This is a genomic window from Flavobacterium terrigena (assembly GCF_900108955.1).
Lineage (GTDB): Bacteria > Bacteroidota > Bacteroidia > Flavobacteriales > Flavobacteriaceae > Flavobacterium > Flavobacterium terrigena.
Window position 1 is genome coordinate 25305 of sequence record NZ_FNYA01000004.1, and the last position, 16314, is coordinate 41618.

The 16314-nt window shown below is 30.3% G+C and carries 16 protein-coding genes, 1 tRNA gene and 1 pseudogene; 8 read left to right on the top strand and 10 right to left on the bottom strand.

Annotated elements, in window-relative coordinates:
* Positions 1–2: 2 nt before the first annotated feature.
* Positions 3–1277: a glycosyltransferase family 2 protein gene (locus BMX42_RS07870; RefSeq protein ID WP_245748276.1), complete on the bottom strand. Its 1275-nt coding sequence runs from the start codon at positions 1275–1277 to the stop codon at positions 3–5.
* A gap of 146 nt (positions 1278–1423) precedes the next feature.
* Positions 1424–2560 (bottom strand): HEAT repeat domain-containing protein, encoded by a 1137-nt coding sequence (locus BMX42_RS07875; RefSeq protein WP_091311872.1) that lies wholly within the window; start codon positions 2558–2560, stop codon positions 1424–1426.
* A gap of 153 nt (positions 2561–2713) precedes the next feature.
* Between BMX42_RS07875 and BMX42_RS07880 the strand changes: the two genes are divergently transcribed.
* A complete protein-coding gene (locus BMX42_RS07880; protein ID WP_091311875.1) occupies positions 2714–4201 on the top strand; it encodes an aminotransferase class V-fold PLP-dependent enzyme in 1488 nt (495 codons plus the stop codon).
* A gap of 112 nt (positions 4202–4313) precedes the next feature.
* On the opposite strand, the gene BMX42_RS14465 is transcribed toward BMX42_RS07880, so the two are convergent.
* Both BMX42_RS14465 and BMX42_RS07885 read right to left on the bottom strand, forming a co-directional pair.
* A complete protein-coding gene (locus BMX42_RS14465; protein ID WP_143055618.1) occupies positions 4314–4610 on the bottom strand; it encodes a hypothetical protein in 297 nt (98 codons plus the stop codon).
* Positions 4611–4615: 5 nt separating this feature from the next.
* On the bottom strand, positions 4616–5488 hold the full coding sequence (locus tag BMX42_RS07885; RefSeq protein ID WP_091311878.1) for a lysophospholipid acyltransferase family protein: 873 nt from the start codon (positions 5486–5488) through the stop codon (positions 4616–4618).
* Between the two features lie 128 nt (positions 5489–5616).
* Here BMX42_RS07885 and BMX42_RS07890 point away from each other — a divergent pair, with 128 nt between their 5' ends.
* Together BMX42_RS07890 and BMX42_RS07895 are read left to right on the top strand one after the other, a co-directional pair.
* Positions 5617–6255 (top strand): rhomboid family intramembrane serine protease, encoded by a 639-nt coding sequence (locus BMX42_RS07890; protein WP_091311881.1) that lies wholly within the window; start codon positions 5617–5619, stop codon positions 6253–6255.
* 43 nt (positions 6256–6298) lie between these two features.
* Positions 6299–6997: an SIMPL domain-containing protein gene (locus tag BMX42_RS07895; RefSeq protein ID WP_091311884.1), complete on the top strand. Its 699-nt coding sequence runs from the start codon at positions 6299–6301 to the stop codon at positions 6995–6997.
* Between the two features lie 157 nt (positions 6998–7154).
* Here BMX42_RS07895 and BMX42_RS07900 read toward each other — a convergent pair.
* The 3 genes and pseudogenes from BMX42_RS07900 to BMX42_RS07910 all read right to left on the bottom strand — a co-directional run bounded on the left by BMX42_RS07900 (position 7155) and on the right by BMX42_RS07910 (position 8543).
* Positions 7155–7235 (bottom strand) — tRNA-Tyr (locus tag BMX42_RS07900).
* 163 nt (positions 7236–7398) lie between these two features.
* Positions 7399–7800 (bottom strand): annotated as a pseudogene (locus BMX42_RS07905) (peroxiredoxin family protein); the annotation flags it as partial.
* Between the two features lie 20 nt (positions 7801–7820).
* Positions 7821–8543: a DUF4369 domain-containing protein gene (locus BMX42_RS07910; protein ID WP_091311887.1), complete on the bottom strand. Its 723-nt coding sequence runs from the start codon at positions 8541–8543 to the stop codon at positions 7821–7823.
* 126 nt (positions 8544–8669) lie between these two features.
* Between BMX42_RS07910 and BMX42_RS07915 the strand changes: the two genes are divergently transcribed.
* The 5 genes from BMX42_RS07915 (at position 8670) to BMX42_RS07930 (ending at position 11715) form a co-directional block, all read left to right on the top strand.
* Entirely contained in the window at positions 8670–9218 is a 549-nt protein-coding gene (locus BMX42_RS07915; protein ID WP_091311889.1) for a hypothetical protein, read from the top strand.
* Entirely contained in the window at positions 9205–9354 is a 150-nt protein-coding gene (locus BMX42_RS14530) for a hypothetical protein (RefSeq protein WP_177169146.1), read from the top strand. The genes BMX42_RS07915 and BMX42_RS14530 overlap by 14 nt, the downstream gene beginning before the upstream one ends.
* A 146-nt stretch (positions 9355–9500) precedes the next feature.
* Positions 9501–11105: a class I SAM-dependent methyltransferase gene (locus BMX42_RS07920; RefSeq protein ID WP_091311891.1), complete on the top strand. Its 1605-nt coding sequence runs from the start codon at positions 9501–9503 to the stop codon at positions 11103–11105.
* A gap of 15 nt (positions 11106–11120) precedes the next feature.
* On the top strand, positions 11121–11345 hold the full coding sequence (locus tag BMX42_RS07925) for a hypothetical protein (protein ID WP_091311894.1): 225 nt from the start codon (positions 11121–11123) through the stop codon (positions 11343–11345).
* Positions 11332–11715, top strand: a complete 384-nt coding sequence (locus tag BMX42_RS07930) for a YchJ family protein (RefSeq protein WP_091311904.1) — start codon at positions 11332–11334, stop codon at positions 11713–11715. The genes BMX42_RS07925 and BMX42_RS07930 overlap by 14 nt, the downstream gene beginning before the upstream one ends.
* A 73-nt stretch (positions 11716–11788) precedes the next feature.
* Here BMX42_RS07930 and BMX42_RS07935 read toward each other — a convergent pair whose 3' ends face one another.
* From BMX42_RS07935 to BMX42_RS07945, 3 genes are all read right to left on the bottom strand, one after another.
* Positions 11789–13957: a S9 family peptidase gene (locus BMX42_RS07935; RefSeq protein ID WP_091311905.1), complete on the bottom strand. Its 2169-nt coding sequence runs from the start codon at positions 13955–13957 to the stop codon at positions 11789–11791.
* Between the two features lie 86 nt (positions 13958–14043).
* Positions 14044–14970 carry a T9SS type A sorting domain-containing protein gene (locus BMX42_RS07940; protein WP_091311906.1) on the bottom strand — a complete coding sequence of 309 codons (927 nt, stop codon included), beginning with the start codon at positions 14968–14970 and terminating at the stop codon, positions 14044–14046.
* A gap of 86 nt (positions 14971–15056) precedes the next feature.
* A complete protein-coding gene (locus BMX42_RS07945; protein WP_091311908.1) occupies positions 15057–16274 on the bottom strand; it encodes an aminotransferase class I/II-fold pyridoxal phosphate-dependent enzyme in 1218 nt (405 codons plus the stop codon).
* Between the last annotated feature and the right edge of the window lie 40 nt (positions 16275–16314).

Sequence of the window (16314 nt, forward strand, 5' to 3'; positions counted from 1 at the left end):
CATTAGTTAGCGGTTTTAAATCCTTTACGTGACATTTCTCCCCATTTTTTTTCTTTTTGTAATAAGAAGTGTGTGTATCCTTTTAATGAAGCATAAACATTTAAAGGATGATAGATTATTGGTTCAATAAATACCATTAAAATTAGTTGGATCACTTCTTTTAAATTGGAATATTGTTTGTGAATCATTTGATCTAAAAAGATAGAACTTAGCGTAATTAAAACATAGAAACTATATACGGCGAAACTAACTGCAAGTAAGAAAGGAATATTTATGCCAAAGAAGTAAATATTTAACAGCAAAACGACAAGTCCAATTGCTTCTAAAACAGGTACAATTAATTCGCAAAAAACATAATATGGAAAAACAATTAATCCTGTTTTTTTGTATTTCGGATTAAAGAATAATTTTCTATGTAAAACTAGTGTTTGAATTAAACCTCTTGCCCAGCGAACACGTTGACGTATAAATACTTTTTTATCATCGGGAACTTGTGTCCAACATAAAGATTCTGGAATGTATTTTATTTCGAAGTCTTTTTTCTGTTCATGCATGTACATTCGCATTCGAGTGATTAATTCTAAATCTTCACCTAAAGATTTATTCCAATATCCGCCAACTGCATTAACCGTGTCTTTATCAAAAATTCCCAAACCACCTGAAACTAAAAGTAAACCGTTTAATTTACTCCAAGCCATTCTTCCAAAAATAAAAGAACGAATGTATTCAAGTTCTTGAAATCTTGCGAAAAAATTATTTGGATAATGCGATTCATAAAGCATTCCTTCTTTAAAAGTACAAGAATTTGAAATTCGTAATGCCGCACCAGCAGCAATCACTTTTTTATCACTTTCCAGAAATGGTTTCACTAACATGGCGATTGTATCTCTTCTTAAAATACAATCTACATCGGTACAAATAAACAGCGAATATTTTGTAGAATTGATTCCTGCATTTGAGGCATCAGCTTTACTTTTTCCGTTTACTTTGTCAACAACTAAAAGTTTATTGTAAATAGGATTTGTAGAACGATAATGTCCTTTTACGGGTTCAGTTTTGATTTTTTCAATGTAAAAAAAGTCGACTTTTACAAGATCAAATTCGGAAATTAGTTTTTCAAGCGTATCATCTGTGCTGCCATCATTAATAATAACAACTTCAAACTTTGGATATTCTTGAGAAAGTAGGGATTTTACATTCGAAATAATAGTCAAACCTTCATTAAATGCAGGTGCAACTATTGAAACTCCAAGTGCATTATTTGATTTGATAATCACATCTTTATGAAGAAAATACTTGTTGATATAGTACTTTTTTATTTCATAAAATGATGAAATGGCCAATATGATATACACTAAAATATAAAATATGGAATAGCAGCCGAAGAAAAATTCGGAGCTGTTAATTATGCGTTCTAAAGTGATCAATTTAAATAGGGGCAGTTTGAATGAGCAATCATTTTTTGTAATTCTGTATTCTTTTCTTCTTTGCTGAATTTGAAATTATTGAAAAAAGAAGCATCCATTTTATTTATGAAGTTTACAATTTCCAGTTTCAAATCTAATTCTAAATTTTCTTCTTGTTTTAACAATACCGACAAAATGTTAATATTTTCCGTTGTACCGATGATATTCAATGTTTTTATAACAGAAATTTTATTCCTTAAGTTGGTTTCGACTTTGAAATGAGCCATGATAATCTCATTTGCTTCAAACATAACTAGCTCTCTAATAGCTAGAATAACTTCTTTTCTAACAGTTGGATTTTCCGATTTTAATAAGATTGAAATTTGCGCTAATGAAAGGTTTTCTTGTTGTCTAAATCTAACAATTAGTTTAATGGCAATGATTACAATGGAGTCGTTTTTACTGTTTAACCAATTGCTAATGTTTTTCGGAATGTTTGATTTTTTTCGATAGATAATATCTAAAATTTTAACTTCATCAGATTTTGAAATGTTGTATTTGTAGTTGTCTAAAACATCAAATTTTTTATCCGATAAGGAAATTAGTGCAATGATGGCATTGGAACGTAAAGCGGTATTTTTACTATCTAAAAACTGTTTTAGATGACCCGTTTTAATCTTATATCCAATATTTTGATAATGATGAAAGGCTTCCGATTTAGAAGACCATTTTCTGTTGCGAATTAATTTATTTGAAATCTCATCAAAACCGAAATACTTGTAAATCAATAAAATTGTATGTTCGTTGGTTTCGTTTAAATTTTCTTTAATATGTATAATTTTATCTAAAATATACTTTCTTAAATTATTATTTAATGGGTGTTTCAATTTAAATTCATTAATCTTATTTTTAATTTCCTTAGGCTTGTAATCAGAAAAAATAAGTTCCGTTAAAAATGAATTGATCTCATTTTCAATATTTTCTTTAATATCGTCATTTTTATCTCCAGAATATCTAGAATATAATAATGAGAAGATAATTAGAACAACAAATAGAACAATTAAAGGAATGAAAAAATAGAGTAAAAAGTAATAAATAGTCTCGGAATTAACACTAAATAAAGCACATGTAGCTTTGATTTGAAAAGGAATCATTTTAATTATAATTTTTTTAACAATGGGATTTTGACAAATATATTAAAATGAAATTTAGATAACCTATTGTGTATCTATTATTTATTAGAATTTTAACGGTTTTTTTTTAACTGAATAAAAAAAGACGTAATTTTGGAGGTAAAATATCAAGTAATGAACGCAACAACACTAGCTAAAACTAAATTAGAAACTTATTTTCAACAGTTTAGAGAAAATATTATTGGAATTAATCAATCTTTTGTCTCGCCTTTTGGAGAAAAAAATATTGTTTATACCGATTGGACAGCAAGTGGAAGATTATATCGTCCAATTGAAGAAAAACTAATGAATTCTTTTGGGCCTTTTGTTGCTAATACACATACTGAAACTTCTATTACTGGAACAGCAATGACAATGGCGTATCACGAAGCGCGTCATATTATAAAAAATCACGTAAATGCTAATGATAACGACGTTTTAATTACTGACGGAACGGGTATGACTGGCGTGGTGAATAAATTGCAACGTATTTTAGGATTACGTATTGCCGAAAATTTAAAAGAATACACAACGATTCCAAAAGAAATTAAGCCAATCGTTTTTATTTCGCACATGGAACATCATTCTAATCAAACGTCTTGGTTGGAAACAATTGCAGATGTTGTGGTGATTCCAGCAAATGACGAAGGTTTATTTTGCTTAGATAAATTCACAGATTTAGTCAATCAATATAAAGATAGAAGTTTTAAAATTGCTTCTATTACTTCTTGTTCAAACGTAACTGGAATTAGAACACCATATCATGAAGTTGCCAAAATTATGCACCAAAATAATGGAGTATGTTTTGTAGATTTCGCTTGTTCTGGCCCATATGTAGAAATTGATATGCATCCAGAAGATAAAGACGCGTATTTAGATGCGATTTTCTTTTCTCCACACAAATTTTTAGGTGGACCTGGAACTTGTGGTGTGATGGTTTTTAATAAAGAATTATATAAAAATAATGTTCCAGATTGCCCAGGTGGTGGAACCGTAAGTTGGACAAATCCTTGGGGTGAACACCAATATATCGACAATATTGAAGATAGAGAAGATGGTGGAACGCCAGGTTTCTTACAAGTTATTAAAGCAGCACTTTCTGTTCAGTTGAAAGAGAAAATGGGTGTGAAAAACATTTTAGAAAGAGAACACGAATTGGTAGATTATATTTTTGAAAGATTATCACCAATTGAAAATATCAATATTTTAGCGGAACAACATACCAATAGGTTAGGCGTAATTTCGTTTTATATTACTGATTTACACTTTAATTTAGGAGTGAAATTATTGAATGATAAATTCGGAATTCAAGTTCGTGGTGGTTGCAGTTGCGCTGGAACTTATGGGCATTATTTGTTAAATGTAAATCAAGAAACTTCTAATTCTATTACTTGTAGTATTAACGAAGGTGATTTAACAAATAAACCAGGTTGGATTCGTATGTCGATTCATCCAACAACGACTTCAGAAGAAATTCAATTGGTTTGTGATGCGATTATTGATTTAGCGGAGAACTTTACCACTTGGCAAGAAGATTATGTGTACAATCCTGCTAAAAATGATTTCAATCATAAAGACGATACTAAGCCAGAAGTAGAAATGGTGAAAGGTTGGTTTTTATAATTTCGGCATTCTTTAATAAAAATAAAAATTCGTTATTAACTTGAAATAGTCAATAACGAATTTTTTTTGTGCCTTATTTTTTACCAGAAGTTGAAATGGTAAAAGATTAAAGTTATTTAATAAAGAAAATATCTCCGTTCCAAGAAAACTCTCCGCCTCTTCCATAAGTCGCCTTGTAGATAATTAACATACAAATAAGGCCAAATATAAAGATTAATAGAAACCAATAGGTGTTATTGTTTCTTTTGATTAGTCTTCTGGTTAAAAGAATATGAGTTATTGTAAATAAGATAATTGGAGGGAAATATAAAATATTACCTAAACCGTGACCGAAATTTAGAAGTCCCATAATCATTAATATACATAGAGCAATTAAAGTATAAAGAACGATCTTATTTAGTAATTTCATGATTTTTATCTCTTGTGTTTCCAACGTTTATGCGTCCACAAGTAAAATTCGGGAGCTTCATAAATTTGTTGTTCAACTAATTTTAAGAAATTATCAGTGATTTCATAATTCGGGATATCTTTTGCATTTCCATCACAAAGCACTTCAAAACTAGCTTCATAATACCCACGTTTAATTTTCTTCGTTTTTAAGAAAATCACATTCATGTCGTATTTTTTAGCTAGCATTTCACCTCCAGTATGAACAGGAACTTCAACTCCCATAAATTTTTGCCAATGATGTGTAGCGCTTAATTTTGGCGATTGATCACTCACTAAACCATAGATACTAAATGTTTTACTTCTGAAGTTTTTAGCCATGGTTGGAATCGTTTCTTTACTATCAATTAGCTGACTTTGGAATTTAGAACGAATTTTTCGTACTAATTTGTCAAAATACGGATTGGCTAATTTTTTATAAACACCATAACCAATATAGTTAATGTGGAAATTCATTGAAACTGCCCATTCATAACTGGCGTAATGAGCACATAATAAAGCAATACTTTTCTCTTTTTTTTCTAATTCGTAATAGACTTCCATGTTTTTGAAAACGTATCTTTTTTCAATTTCTTTACGAGAAATAGAGAGTGTTTTAGCCATTTCTAGAAACATATCGCACATATGAGAATAGAATTTTTTCTCAATTATATTTCTTTCTTTTTCAGATAAATGAGGAAGTGCTAAAGCAATATTTGCTCTAACTACTCTTTTTCTGTATTTAATGACTCTATAAACTAAAAAATAGACAACATCTGATAAAAGATATAAAACGGGAAATGGAAGTATTGAAATGAACCAAATTATAGGATAAATCAATATATATAGTACTAATTGCATGAATCTTTTTTTGCAAATATAATGTTTTGTTATTTCTTCTGAAAACAATTTAAATTTTGGTTAACAGATGAGATTTTTCATACGAATTTCAATAATTATCTTACCTTTATATTTATTAAATTTTTTATATGTATTCTATTACAACAATTATCGTAGCAATTACTGCTATAGTTACTTTTACAGGTTTATCCAATTTAGAATTTTTCGACAAGTTTAAGTTTAATATTTCAAGCATTAAAGCAGGAGAACAATATCGTATGATAACTTCAGGTTTTTTGCATGCGGATTGGTTTCATTTCGCTTTTAATATGTTTAGTTTTTGGAGTTTTGCAACTTTTTTAACACAGGAATTTAGCACTACGAATTTTCTAGTAATTTACTTCGGAAGTATGGCAATTGGAAGTTTGTTAACCTATTATATTCATAAAGAAGAACCTTATTATTCGGCAATTGGAGCTTCTGGAGCTGTTATGGGAATCATTTATTGTGCGATTTTATTGTATCCACAAAATTCGATTTTGCTGTTTGGTGCTTTGCCTATTCCAGGCTATATTTTTGCGTTTTTATATTTGGCTTATTCTATTTACGGAATGAAAGGAAAATATGATAATATTGGTCATACGGCACATTTAGGTGGTGCAATTGGAGGATTGGTTTTTACTTTGTTGATTCGACCAAGTTTATTTGAAACTCGATTGATATTTATAGGAATTTTATTAGTTCCAATTGCAGTTTTGACCTATTTAGTCAAAATGAAAAAGATATAATGGCATACTATTTGAATAAGAAATTAAAAATAAATAAATCAATATGAAAAAGTTAATTTTATTACTAACATTAATTACAACAATGAATGTTATGAGTCAAGAACAACACAAATTAGTGCCACAAATCTCTATTTCTGGTGAAGGAAAAATTAAAGTAACGCCAGACATTGCTGTGATTCAATTAGGAGTGCAAAACAATGGAAAAGATGCTAAAGAAGTCAAAACGCTTAATGATGTAACTATTGAAAAAGTAATTAAGTATATCAAAAAGTTTAATATTCCAACTTCAGATTATCAAACGGCTCAAATGAGTTTATATAAAAATTACGATTACGAAAAAAAGAAATATTCATACCAAGCGAATCAAACGATTTCGGTTACTTTAAAAGATATTTCTAAGTACGATGCGTTTATGATGGACGTTATGGAAACAGGAATAAATGTAATTAACGGAGTAGAGTTTAAGTCTTCTAAAATGGAAACTTACGAAACGGAAGCTAGAAAGAAAGCCATTTTAAACGCTAAGAAAAAAGCAGATGATTATGTTTCTGTTTTACCTGGACAAAAAGTGGGTAAAGCCATCTTGATTTCTGAAAATTCTTATACACACTATCCACAACCAATGCTTATGGCTAAAGGGGCTTGGGCTTCTGATGAAGCTGCTGCTGCACCAAGAGAAACTTTAGCGCTTGGTGAAATTGAAATCATTTGTACGGTTAATGTTAGTTTTAGTTTGGAGTAAAACTCTCTTAGATATAAAACAAAAAAGCTCTCAAGTAAACTTGGGAGCTTTTTCTTTTTGTAATATTTTGTGGGGAGAGCAGTCCCGAAGTTTCGGGATAACCTACGAAGTTTTATTTTAATAAAAAAAAACCACTTCAATTGAAGTGGTTTTTTTGTGGGGAGAGCAGGATTCGAACCTGCGAAGTTTTCACAGCAGATTTACAGTCTGCCCTCGTTGGCCGCTTGAGTATCTCCCCGTGGCCATAATTCGATTGCAAATATATAATTGTTTTTTATAGTTGCAAACTTATTTTAAAGGAATATTTAAATTATTTTATAACTTTCTGAAAACTAAAAGTATAAAAAAATCCCATTTTGTAATAATATACAAAATGGGATTGATTTTTATGGTTTGATGTGTTATTTTACACCTAATAATTCTTTTACTTTAGCTTTTAATTCTTCACCTCTAAGGTTTCTTGCTACAATATTTCCTTGTGCATCTAATATAAACGTAGAAGGAATTTCTTCTACTTGATATGTTGCTGCAATTGGATCTTTCCAACCTTTTAAATTAGAAACTTGAGTCCAAGTTAATTTATCTTTTGCAATGGCAGCTTTCCATTTTGTAGCATCATCATCTAAAGAAACACCAATGATGTTTAAACCTTTATTATGTAATTCGTTATATAACGCTACTACATTTGGATTTTCTTGTCTACATGGTCCACACCAAGATGCCCAAAAATCAATAATTGTAACTTTTCCTAGTGATTCTTTTAAAGAAACTATTTTTCCTTCTGGTGTTTTAGCAGAAAAATCAGCCGCTTTGGTAGTGTTATCTACTTTTTTTTTTTATTCTTTGCGTTTTCAATTGGTAATTGAGTGTCTAAAAATTTCTTTACACTTTTTCCGCTTAAAGTTTCTTTTAAGTCAGAATCTAATCCGTCATAAAAGACTTTTACTTTTGAAGCATCCATTTTGTAATTGTAAAACAAATTTTCAACTAATAATAAAGAAACAAAAGTATTTGGGTTTTTAGCAACAAAATCTTTTGATCTTTTGTCCATTTCTAATTGAATTTTTTGAAATTCAGCCATGATACCTTGAGCTTTTACTTTTTCCTCTTCAGTTTCTGGATTTTTTTTCATGAACTCACCATTCGCATCATAAATTGCTTTAACCTTTTTATGAATATCTAAATTTGCATTATTGTAAGATTGGTATAAATCATTGTTTTTAGTTCCACTAATAGCATTTTTGTCAAGATTTTTAACATCGAAATTAACAGCAATAGTTCCTTTTTCTAAAACAAATCCAACATTTCCATTTGGAGTTTTGTCAAAAGCAATATATGCAATTTCTGGCATGTCACTTTTACCTTCAAACTCAAATTTCCCATCTGTTACTTTAACAGTGTCTTTTGGTTTTGGAGTTCCAGTTGAATCTGAAGTTACTAAAAATACATCTGTTCCGTTAGCTACACCAGTTGTTGTTCCTTCAACCTTGTACTTGTTGCAAGAAATTAAAATTAATGCAGAAAATAATACTACTACTTGTTTCATTTTTATATTTTGTAATTGTTATACTGAAAAATTCAGATTTTGGTTTTAATTGGCTGCAAATGTATTAATTTTTTTAGGATTAATAAAATCTTCTCCGAAAGCAAAATAGATGATTATCTTTGCAAAATGAATGTTTATCATAAGAACAATTTTCACAAACATACTTTTTGCTTGTTTCAACAAGTGGATGCTTCAGTTTTGTCCGATTTGAAATTGGGTTACAAAAGCAATTCGGGTAGCGAATATTATTTCACAGAAATTGGCGTGTATAGAAAATCCAATCATTGGGGAAGAGCAGCTAATTGTCGTTGGCGATTAATCGTGAATTCGGAATATAAAAATCAAACAGAAATTATCGGATTTGCACGTTGGACCGATTTTTATTCGAATAACGAAACTGAAAAATTGTTTTATATTGAAATAAATGAATCTAAAAATGAAGTGAATTTCAATCACAAAAACAATCCAAATTATACGAATCAAGTTTTAAGAAGCGCTTCAGAAACGGCAAAAAGAATTAAAGAGATTAAAGAAGTTTTGCAAAATAATTCTTGGGCAAAATACTTAGTTTTTGATGATTTTGAAGAAATTAGACGTAAAATGCTAACAGAATTGAGTAATACCAACGAAAGTTTCGTAAATTTGCGTAAAATATTAAAAGATGGGAAGAAATAACTCCGTAAATAAAGACAAGCATAAGAAGCAATTGGATAATCACATGAAGAAAATTCAAAAGACAAAACAAACGTCTGCTGCTAAAAAAGCTTCTATTTTAGAGCAATACAAGCAATCTTTGAAAAAAGATAATTAATTTACGATTTGAGATTTTGGATTTACGTGTTATTATTTTAGTAGGTATTCATTAGATCAGGCATCTAGGTAACAAATCCCAATTCCCAAATTAAAAATCGTAAATCATAAATAAATTTTGCTATATTTGAGTAAATCAGTTTTTGTATGACGACAACTTCAAATTTTAGGCAAAGAATTTTTCAACATTTAGATGGATTGGTGACTGCGCCAGTTGTTTATGCGCTTCATCAAAAAGGGATATTACAATTTCTGCTCGAAAATAAAGAAGTTTCTCTATCAAAATTATCTTCAGAATTTAAAGCCAACGAAGGATACCTAAACGTTGCTTTGCGTGTTTTAGCATCTCAAGGTTTGTTAGAATATAAATTAGACAATGCCAATAATTCGGTTGTAGTTACAACCAATTCAAAATCGGTACTTTTCTTTTCATTAGCGCCAGTTTACGAAGAAGTTATAGATGTTTTAAAAGAGAAAGATTGGTTTACTTCGGTACAAATTCAGAACGAATCGTATCAAGATTTAAACATGTTGTTTGAATGGTATAAGAACAATTGTCATATTCAACTTTCTGAAAATGATGATGAAAGAGCCATTCAAGAGCAAGTTCTCGCACATATTGAGGGCTATTTGGTTGGACCAATTATTGTAAGTTTAGGAATGACCGGAATGTTTCATAAGTATTTTATGGAAACATCGTTTAGTCCAGAAGAATTTCATAAACATCCAGAAGTTTTTAAAATTATATTAGATTTCTTTACGCATTTAGGTTGGTTTACTCGTAAAAAAGACAACTATCAATTTACAGAATTAGGATTATGGTTTGCCAAACGAGCTTCAGCTTATGGTGTAACAGTTTCTTATTTACCAATGTTTAAAAATATTGATGCGTTATTGTTCGGAAATCCGAAATTATTGAGAGAAACTGGCATAAATGAAGATGAAATTCATGTCAATAGAGAAATGAATGTTTGGGGAAGTGGTGGCGCACACACGACTTATTTCAAAGTTATTGATGAAATTATAATCGAATTATTTAACAAACCTATAAATGAACAACCTAAAGGAATTTTAGATATGGGTTGCGGAAATGGAGCGTTTTTACAACACATTTTTGAAGTGATTGAACGTCAAACGATTCGTGGGAAAATGTTGGATGAATATCCATTGTTTTTGGTCGGAGCCGATTATAATCAAGCCGCATTGAAGGTGACGAGAGCGAATTTGATAAAAGCAGATATTTGGGCAAAAGTAATTTGGGGTGATATTGGAAATCCAGAATTATTAGCATCCGATTTAGAAGAAAATTATAATATCGATTTGAAAGATTTATTGAATGTGCGAACATTTTTAGATCATAACCGAATTTGGGAAACACCAAAAACGATTTCTAAAGATAGAATTAGCACATCAAGCGGCGCTTTTGCACACCGAGGCGTTTGGATTAAAAACAACGAAGTTGAAGATAACTTATTTGAACATTTACAAAAATGGTCGGCTTATGTGCATAAATTTGGATTGTTAATTATAGAATTACACACGATTCCGCCAGAAATAACAGCAAATAATTTAGGAAATACAGCTGCAACAGCTTATGACGCAACACATGGATTTTCGGACCAATATATTGTAGAAATTGATGTTTTGCATAAAGTAGCTGCCGAAGTTGGTTTGTTTCCAGAACCCTTATATTTTAAAAAGTTTCCTAATACCAATTATGCCACAGTTAGTATTAATTTATTGAAAGGCTAATTTTAGAAAAAAGATATGTTTACAGAACAAATAGTAAATTTAAAACCAAAAGTTCAAACTATTATCGACTTTATTGCCAAAAAAGATTGGGTAAACGCCAATGTTTATTTGCATGAAGTGAGTGATGAAGTGGAAGATTTAATTGATTCCGTTACGTTGGATGAGCATTTAATTGAGTTGGGAAAATACCAAGTTTTATTGAAACATTTATTACTTAAAATTCAAAATGATAAAGACTAAACCTTGTCCGTGTGGCAGTGAATTAAATTTGGAACATTGCTGTTCTCCATACATTTATGATGGAGTAGTAGTACCAACTGCAGAAAAACTAATGCGTTCTAGGTTTACAGCTTATTGTTTGCAAAATGCGGAATATTTGTACAATACAACACACGTTTCTCAGAAAAAATACACCAATAAATCAGATATTTTAGCTTGGGCGAAATTGAACACTTGGCAAAAATTAGAAATTATAAATTTCTCTGAAAATACGGTAGAATTTAAAGCCTATTATTTAGATGAAGACAAAAAACCACAAATTCACCACGAAAAATCAACTTTTATCAATTTTCAAGATAATTGGTATTATGTGGATGGGAAATTTTATTAAATAAAAAATCCGTCTCGAAATAATCGGGACGGATTTTTTTATTGACTAATCGACTAATTGTCGAATTGACTCATTATTTCTTCAAATGCACATCAAAATAATCAGCAATTTTTGCATACATGTGAATTCTGTCTCTTCCGCCAACATTGTGTTCGTGGTTTGGATATAAGAAATAATCTACTTGTTTTCCAGCTTTAATAGAAGCTTCAATGAAATTCATACTGTGTTGTTGTACTACTACAGGATCTTGCGCTCCGTGAATGATTAATAATCTTCCTTTTAAGTTTTTTACTTTGTCTAATAAAGATGTTTTTGCATAACCTTCTGGATTGTCTTGTGGCGTGTCCATATAACGTTCTCCGTACATGATTTCATAATATTTCCAATCGATTACTGGTCCGCCAGCAACACCAACTTTAAACGTATCAGGTTGAGAAGTCATTAATGAAGTTGTCATAAATCCTCCAAAACTCCATCCGAAAACTCCGATTTTATTTGCGTCTACGAATGATTTTGATTTTAAGAATTCCACACCTTTCATTTGGTCTGCCATTTCGTTTACACCTAAATTTCTATGTGTTACTTCACAGAATTTTTTTCCACGAGCTTCACTTCCTCTGTTATCTAAAGTAAATACTACATAACCTTGTTGTGCCATATAAATGTCGAAATAACCAGCGCCACCTAACCATTTGTTAGTTACTAATTGTGCGTGCGAACCTCCGTAAACATAAACCATTACTGGATATTTTTTAGTCGCATCAAAATTAGCAGGATAAATTAATCTTCCATTTAAAGGTGTTTTACCATCAGGAGAAGTTAAGGTTACCATTTCAATTCTTGGTAAATCAATTTTTCCAGTGAATGGGTTTTCCGCTTTCACTAAAGTGGTGTTTGCCATTTTCGTTTTGATGTTTAAAATCGAAATTTCATTTGGCGTTGTTGCGTTGCTATATTGGTCTAAAACCATTGTTCCGTCTGAAGAAACAGAAGCATTATGCGTTCCAGAAATAGAAGTTAATTGAAAAGTATTTCCTGATTTTAAATCTACTTGAAACAATTGTCTGTCTAAACCATTATTAGTTGTTCCGATGTAGTTGATTTTAGAATTCGAAGCATCGAAACCTAATAAATTTGTCACAACCACATCTTTAAAACCTAAGTTTTTAATCAATTTTCCATCAGTATTGTATAAATACATTTGGTTGTAACCATTAAAATCTGTTTGATAAATAAATTGATTTGGATTGTTTGGAACGAAAGTCAAAGCGTGTTGCGGTTCTACCCAAGTTGTTGCTTTTTCTTCAAATAAAGTTTTTACTAAAGCTCCAGTTGAAGCATCATATTTATTGAATTTTAAATGATTTTGATCTCTATTTAAGATTCCGATAAAAATATATTTTCCAGTTGGTTCCCAAGAAACCATTGTTAAATATTGTTCTTTTGGTTCACCAGTTTGAATTGTTACTTTTTTACCAGTTGCTACATCATAGACCACCAAAGTAACATTCTCACTTGTCATTCCAGCCATTGGATATTTGATGTCGTTGTTTACAGCTTCGCGTTCGTTCCAGTTGATAATTGGATAATTACCAACCATAGTTTCATCTTTTCTGTAATACGCTAATTGCATTCCTGAAGCATTCCACCACATTCCTCTATCGATACCAAATTCTTGGCGGTGTACATAGTCTGAACCATTTACAATCGCTTTGTTTTCGTCGTTTGTAACTTCGATAGTTTTATTGTTTGATGTAATTCTGATGTTGTTATCTTTTAACCAAGCTACATTATTATTTGAAGCGAATTTAGCTTGAGTACCTTCGTTTGAATAGGTAATTGCAGAAGAAATCTGTTTTGTAGTTACATTGTAAACAACTTTATAATTATTTGTTTTTGAAGCGACTTCCGTTTCAAAAGTATTTGAAGTTTTCCATTCAAATGCAAAAGGAAATGTTCTTAAAGTGAATTCTTCTGTTGGGAATTTTGCTTTTAAAGCGGCTTCAAATTCTGCTTTTGTAGAAAGTGTAGTTTCTTTCCAACCTGTTGCTGCGCTTTTCTCTAATAAATTAGAAAAATCTGCACTTAAATACGTAATCGATTTAGAATCTTTTCTCCATTGTTGTGCCAATAATGAAGTTGGTGCATATTTTCTTGGACCAGTTACAGTTTCTTCAATAGTTAATTTTTGTGCGAAAGACATACTTCCGACCAAAAGAAAACTTAAAATATATTTTTTCATTTATAAATTATTTAATTTGTATTAGTTGGCAAATCTAATAAATTGTTACAAAAAAATCCGACTCATTTCTAAATCGGATTTTGATATTATTCTTTTATGAATTTTTTGGTGAGTTTTCCTTCTTCGGAAATAAATTCTATATGATAATAACCAGTATTTAAATCAGATAAATGAATGGAGTTTTGAGGTTTATTAAATTGTTTTACCAATTGCCCTAAAGTGTTGTAGATATTGATTTCTTTAATAGAAACTGTCTTTTCAAATGAAAAATTCAATTCGTTTTTTACCGGATTTGGAAATAAAGTAACTTGATTATTACTAAAGCTTTCTGAACTTAAAGTGCAGTTTGAACTCGTGCTAAATTGTACATTTTGTTGAGGAGGTCCTGAAAAATAGCCCATATTTTCATTATCGTCTAAACAAACCAATTGTAATGCTGGGCAACCTAAAAACATAACACATGTATAATCACTTCCTGTAAATGGAAAAACAATACACATATTTAAAACATTGTTTTTTAAATTGATTAATTGTAAATTAGGATTATTTCCAAAATTACCTTGAACAAAACCAGTTGTGCTTAAATCTAAGCTTTGTATAAGGTTTGAAGAACAGCTAAAATTGGTAAGATTTGGTAGGTTATTCAAAACTAAATTGGTAATCTGATTATTATCGCAAAATAAAGTTGTGATAATATTATTGTTTTGAAAATTTATAAAGGTTAAATTATTATTAGTACAATCTAATTTTTGAAGATTAGTAAAGTTTTCAATTCCACTTAAATTACTAATATTCTGTCCAAAAACCAAAAGTCGTGTTACTGCAAGTGCTTCAGATAACTGAATTTCATTATCATTGTCAGTATCTGCATCTGATTCACCAGTTCCGTTGTTATCAATATCAACACAATTTGTATTAATTAAAGCATTTTTAAAATTCACATCCGAAAACGTAATGTTTTGTCCATTTAAAAAAGACGTTACAAGAATTAAAAGAAAGATGTATTTTTTCATTGTAAGTAAATTTTTACCAAACTTACAAAAAAAATCCGTCCCAATTTATCGAGACGGATTTTTTTGTTATGCATTTCTATTTGATGTTATGCATTTTCTAATTGTAAGATACCTAATTCTTTCATACAAGCATTCATACTTTGGTATGTTCTTTCAATATCGTTATCTAAACCAATTGAGAAACGAATTAAACCATCTGTTAAACCCATTTCTGCTTGTTCTTCTAAAGGAATTTCAGAAGAAGTTGAAGTTCCAGGTGCACTAAATAACGTTTTGTAGAAACCTAAACTTACGGCTAAATACCCTAAATTTCTTTCTTGCATTAATTCCATTAAAGCATTGGCTTTATCTAAACTTCCAACGTCAATTGTCATCATTCCTCCAAAACCATATTCTGGATTAATCATGTTTTTATACACTTCATGACTTGGATGACTTGCTAAACCTGGATAAACTGTTTTGATTCCGTCAGCTTCAAATTTATTAGCCAAATACATTGCATTATGACTGTGTTGTTTCATTCTAATGTGTAATGTTCTTAGGTTTTTCATCACTGATGCTGAACGTAAACTGTCCATTGTTGGTCCTAATAACATACTTGCACCAGAATTTACGTTTTTCAAATCGTTAATAAATTCTTGACTCGCACAAGTTACACCACCAACTGTATCAGAACTTCCGTTAATGTACTTTGTAAGAGAATGAATTACGATATCAGCACCCAATTTTGCTGGAGAAACCGATAAAGGTGAAAAAGTGTTATCTACGACTAATTTAATGTTGTGTTTTTTAGCAATTTTAGCCAAAGAAGCAATATCTGCCACTTCTAACAATGGATTACTAACTGTTTCACAATATAAAACTTTAGTATTTGGAGTTATTGCAGCTTCTACAAGATCAAGTTTTGTGATGTCAACAAAAGTTGTTGCTACACCAAATCTTGGAGCAAAATTCTTTAAAAACGCATACGTTCCACCATAAATGGTTCTACTAGAAACTACGTGGTCACCTTGTCCACAAAGTTGTAAAATAGTTGGTGTAATAGCTCCCATTCCTGAAGCAGAAACATTTGCAGTTTCCGTTCCTTCCATTGCTGCCAAAGCTTTGTCTAAATATAAATTACTTGGAGAAGAATGACGAGAATATAAATAACATCCTTCTGCGTTACCTTCAAAAGTGTCAAACATTGTTTTCGCTGAAAGAAACGTGTAAGTTGAAGAATCAGAAATTGAAGGATTTACGCCTCCAAATTCACCAAAATATTGTAAATCTTGGATTTTGTCTGCTGGATTAAAGTTGTTCATAATGTTTGTGTGTTAGTGTTGTTTTAATTTTTTATTCATC

Coding starts and splice junctions, on each gene's coding strand:
- BMX42_RS07875 (WP_091311872.1), bottom strand. CDS start 2,560: ATGATTCCTTTTCAAATCAAAGCTACATGTGCTTTATTTAGTGTTAAT.
- BMX42_RS07880 (WP_091311875.1), top strand. CDS start 2,714: ATGAACGCAACAACACTAGCTAAAACTAAATTAGAAACTTATTTTCAA.
- BMX42_RS14465 (WP_143055618.1), bottom strand. CDS start 4,610: ATGAAATTACTAAATAAGATCGTTCTTTATACTTTAATTGCTCTATGT.
- BMX42_RS07885 (WP_091311878.1), bottom strand. CDS start 5,488: ATGCAATTAGTACTATATATATTGATTTATCCTATAATTTGGTTCATT.
- BMX42_RS07890 (WP_091311881.1), top strand. CDS start 5,617: ATGTATTCTATTACAACAATTATCGTAGCAATTACTGCTATAGTTACT.
- BMX42_RS07895 (WP_091311884.1), top strand. CDS start 6,299: ATGAAAAAGTTAATTTTATTACTAACATTAATTACAACAATGAATGTT.
- BMX42_RS07910 (WP_091311887.1), bottom strand. CDS start 8,543: ATGAAACAAGTAGTAGTATTATTTTCTGCATTAATTTTAATTTCTTGC.
- BMX42_RS07915 (WP_091311889.1), top strand. CDS start 8,670: ATGAATGTTTATCATAAGAACAATTTTCACAAACATACTTTTTGCTTG.
- BMX42_RS14530 (WP_177169146.1), top strand. CDS start 9,205: ATGGGAAGAAATAACTCCGTAAATAAAGACAAGCATAAGAAGCAATTG.
- BMX42_RS07920 (WP_091311891.1), top strand. CDS start 9,501: ATGACGACAACTTCAAATTTTAGGCAAAGAATTTTTCAACATTTAGAT.
- BMX42_RS07925 (WP_091311894.1), top strand. CDS start 11,121: ATGTTTACAGAACAAATAGTAAATTTAAAACCAAAAGTTCAAACTATT.
- BMX42_RS07930 (WP_091311904.1), top strand. CDS start 11,332: ATGATAAAGACTAAACCTTGTCCGTGTGGCAGTGAATTAAATTTGGAA.
- BMX42_RS07935 (WP_091311905.1), bottom strand. CDS start 13,957: ATGAAAAAATATATTTTAAGTTTTCTTTTGGTCGGAAGTATGTCTTTC.
- BMX42_RS07940 (WP_091311906.1), bottom strand. CDS start 14,970: ATGAAAAAATACATCTTTCTTTTAATTCTTGTAACGTCTTTTTTAAAT.
- BMX42_RS07945 (WP_091311908.1), bottom strand. CDS start 16,274: ATGAACAACTTTAATCCAGCAGACAAAATCCAAGATTTACAATATTTT.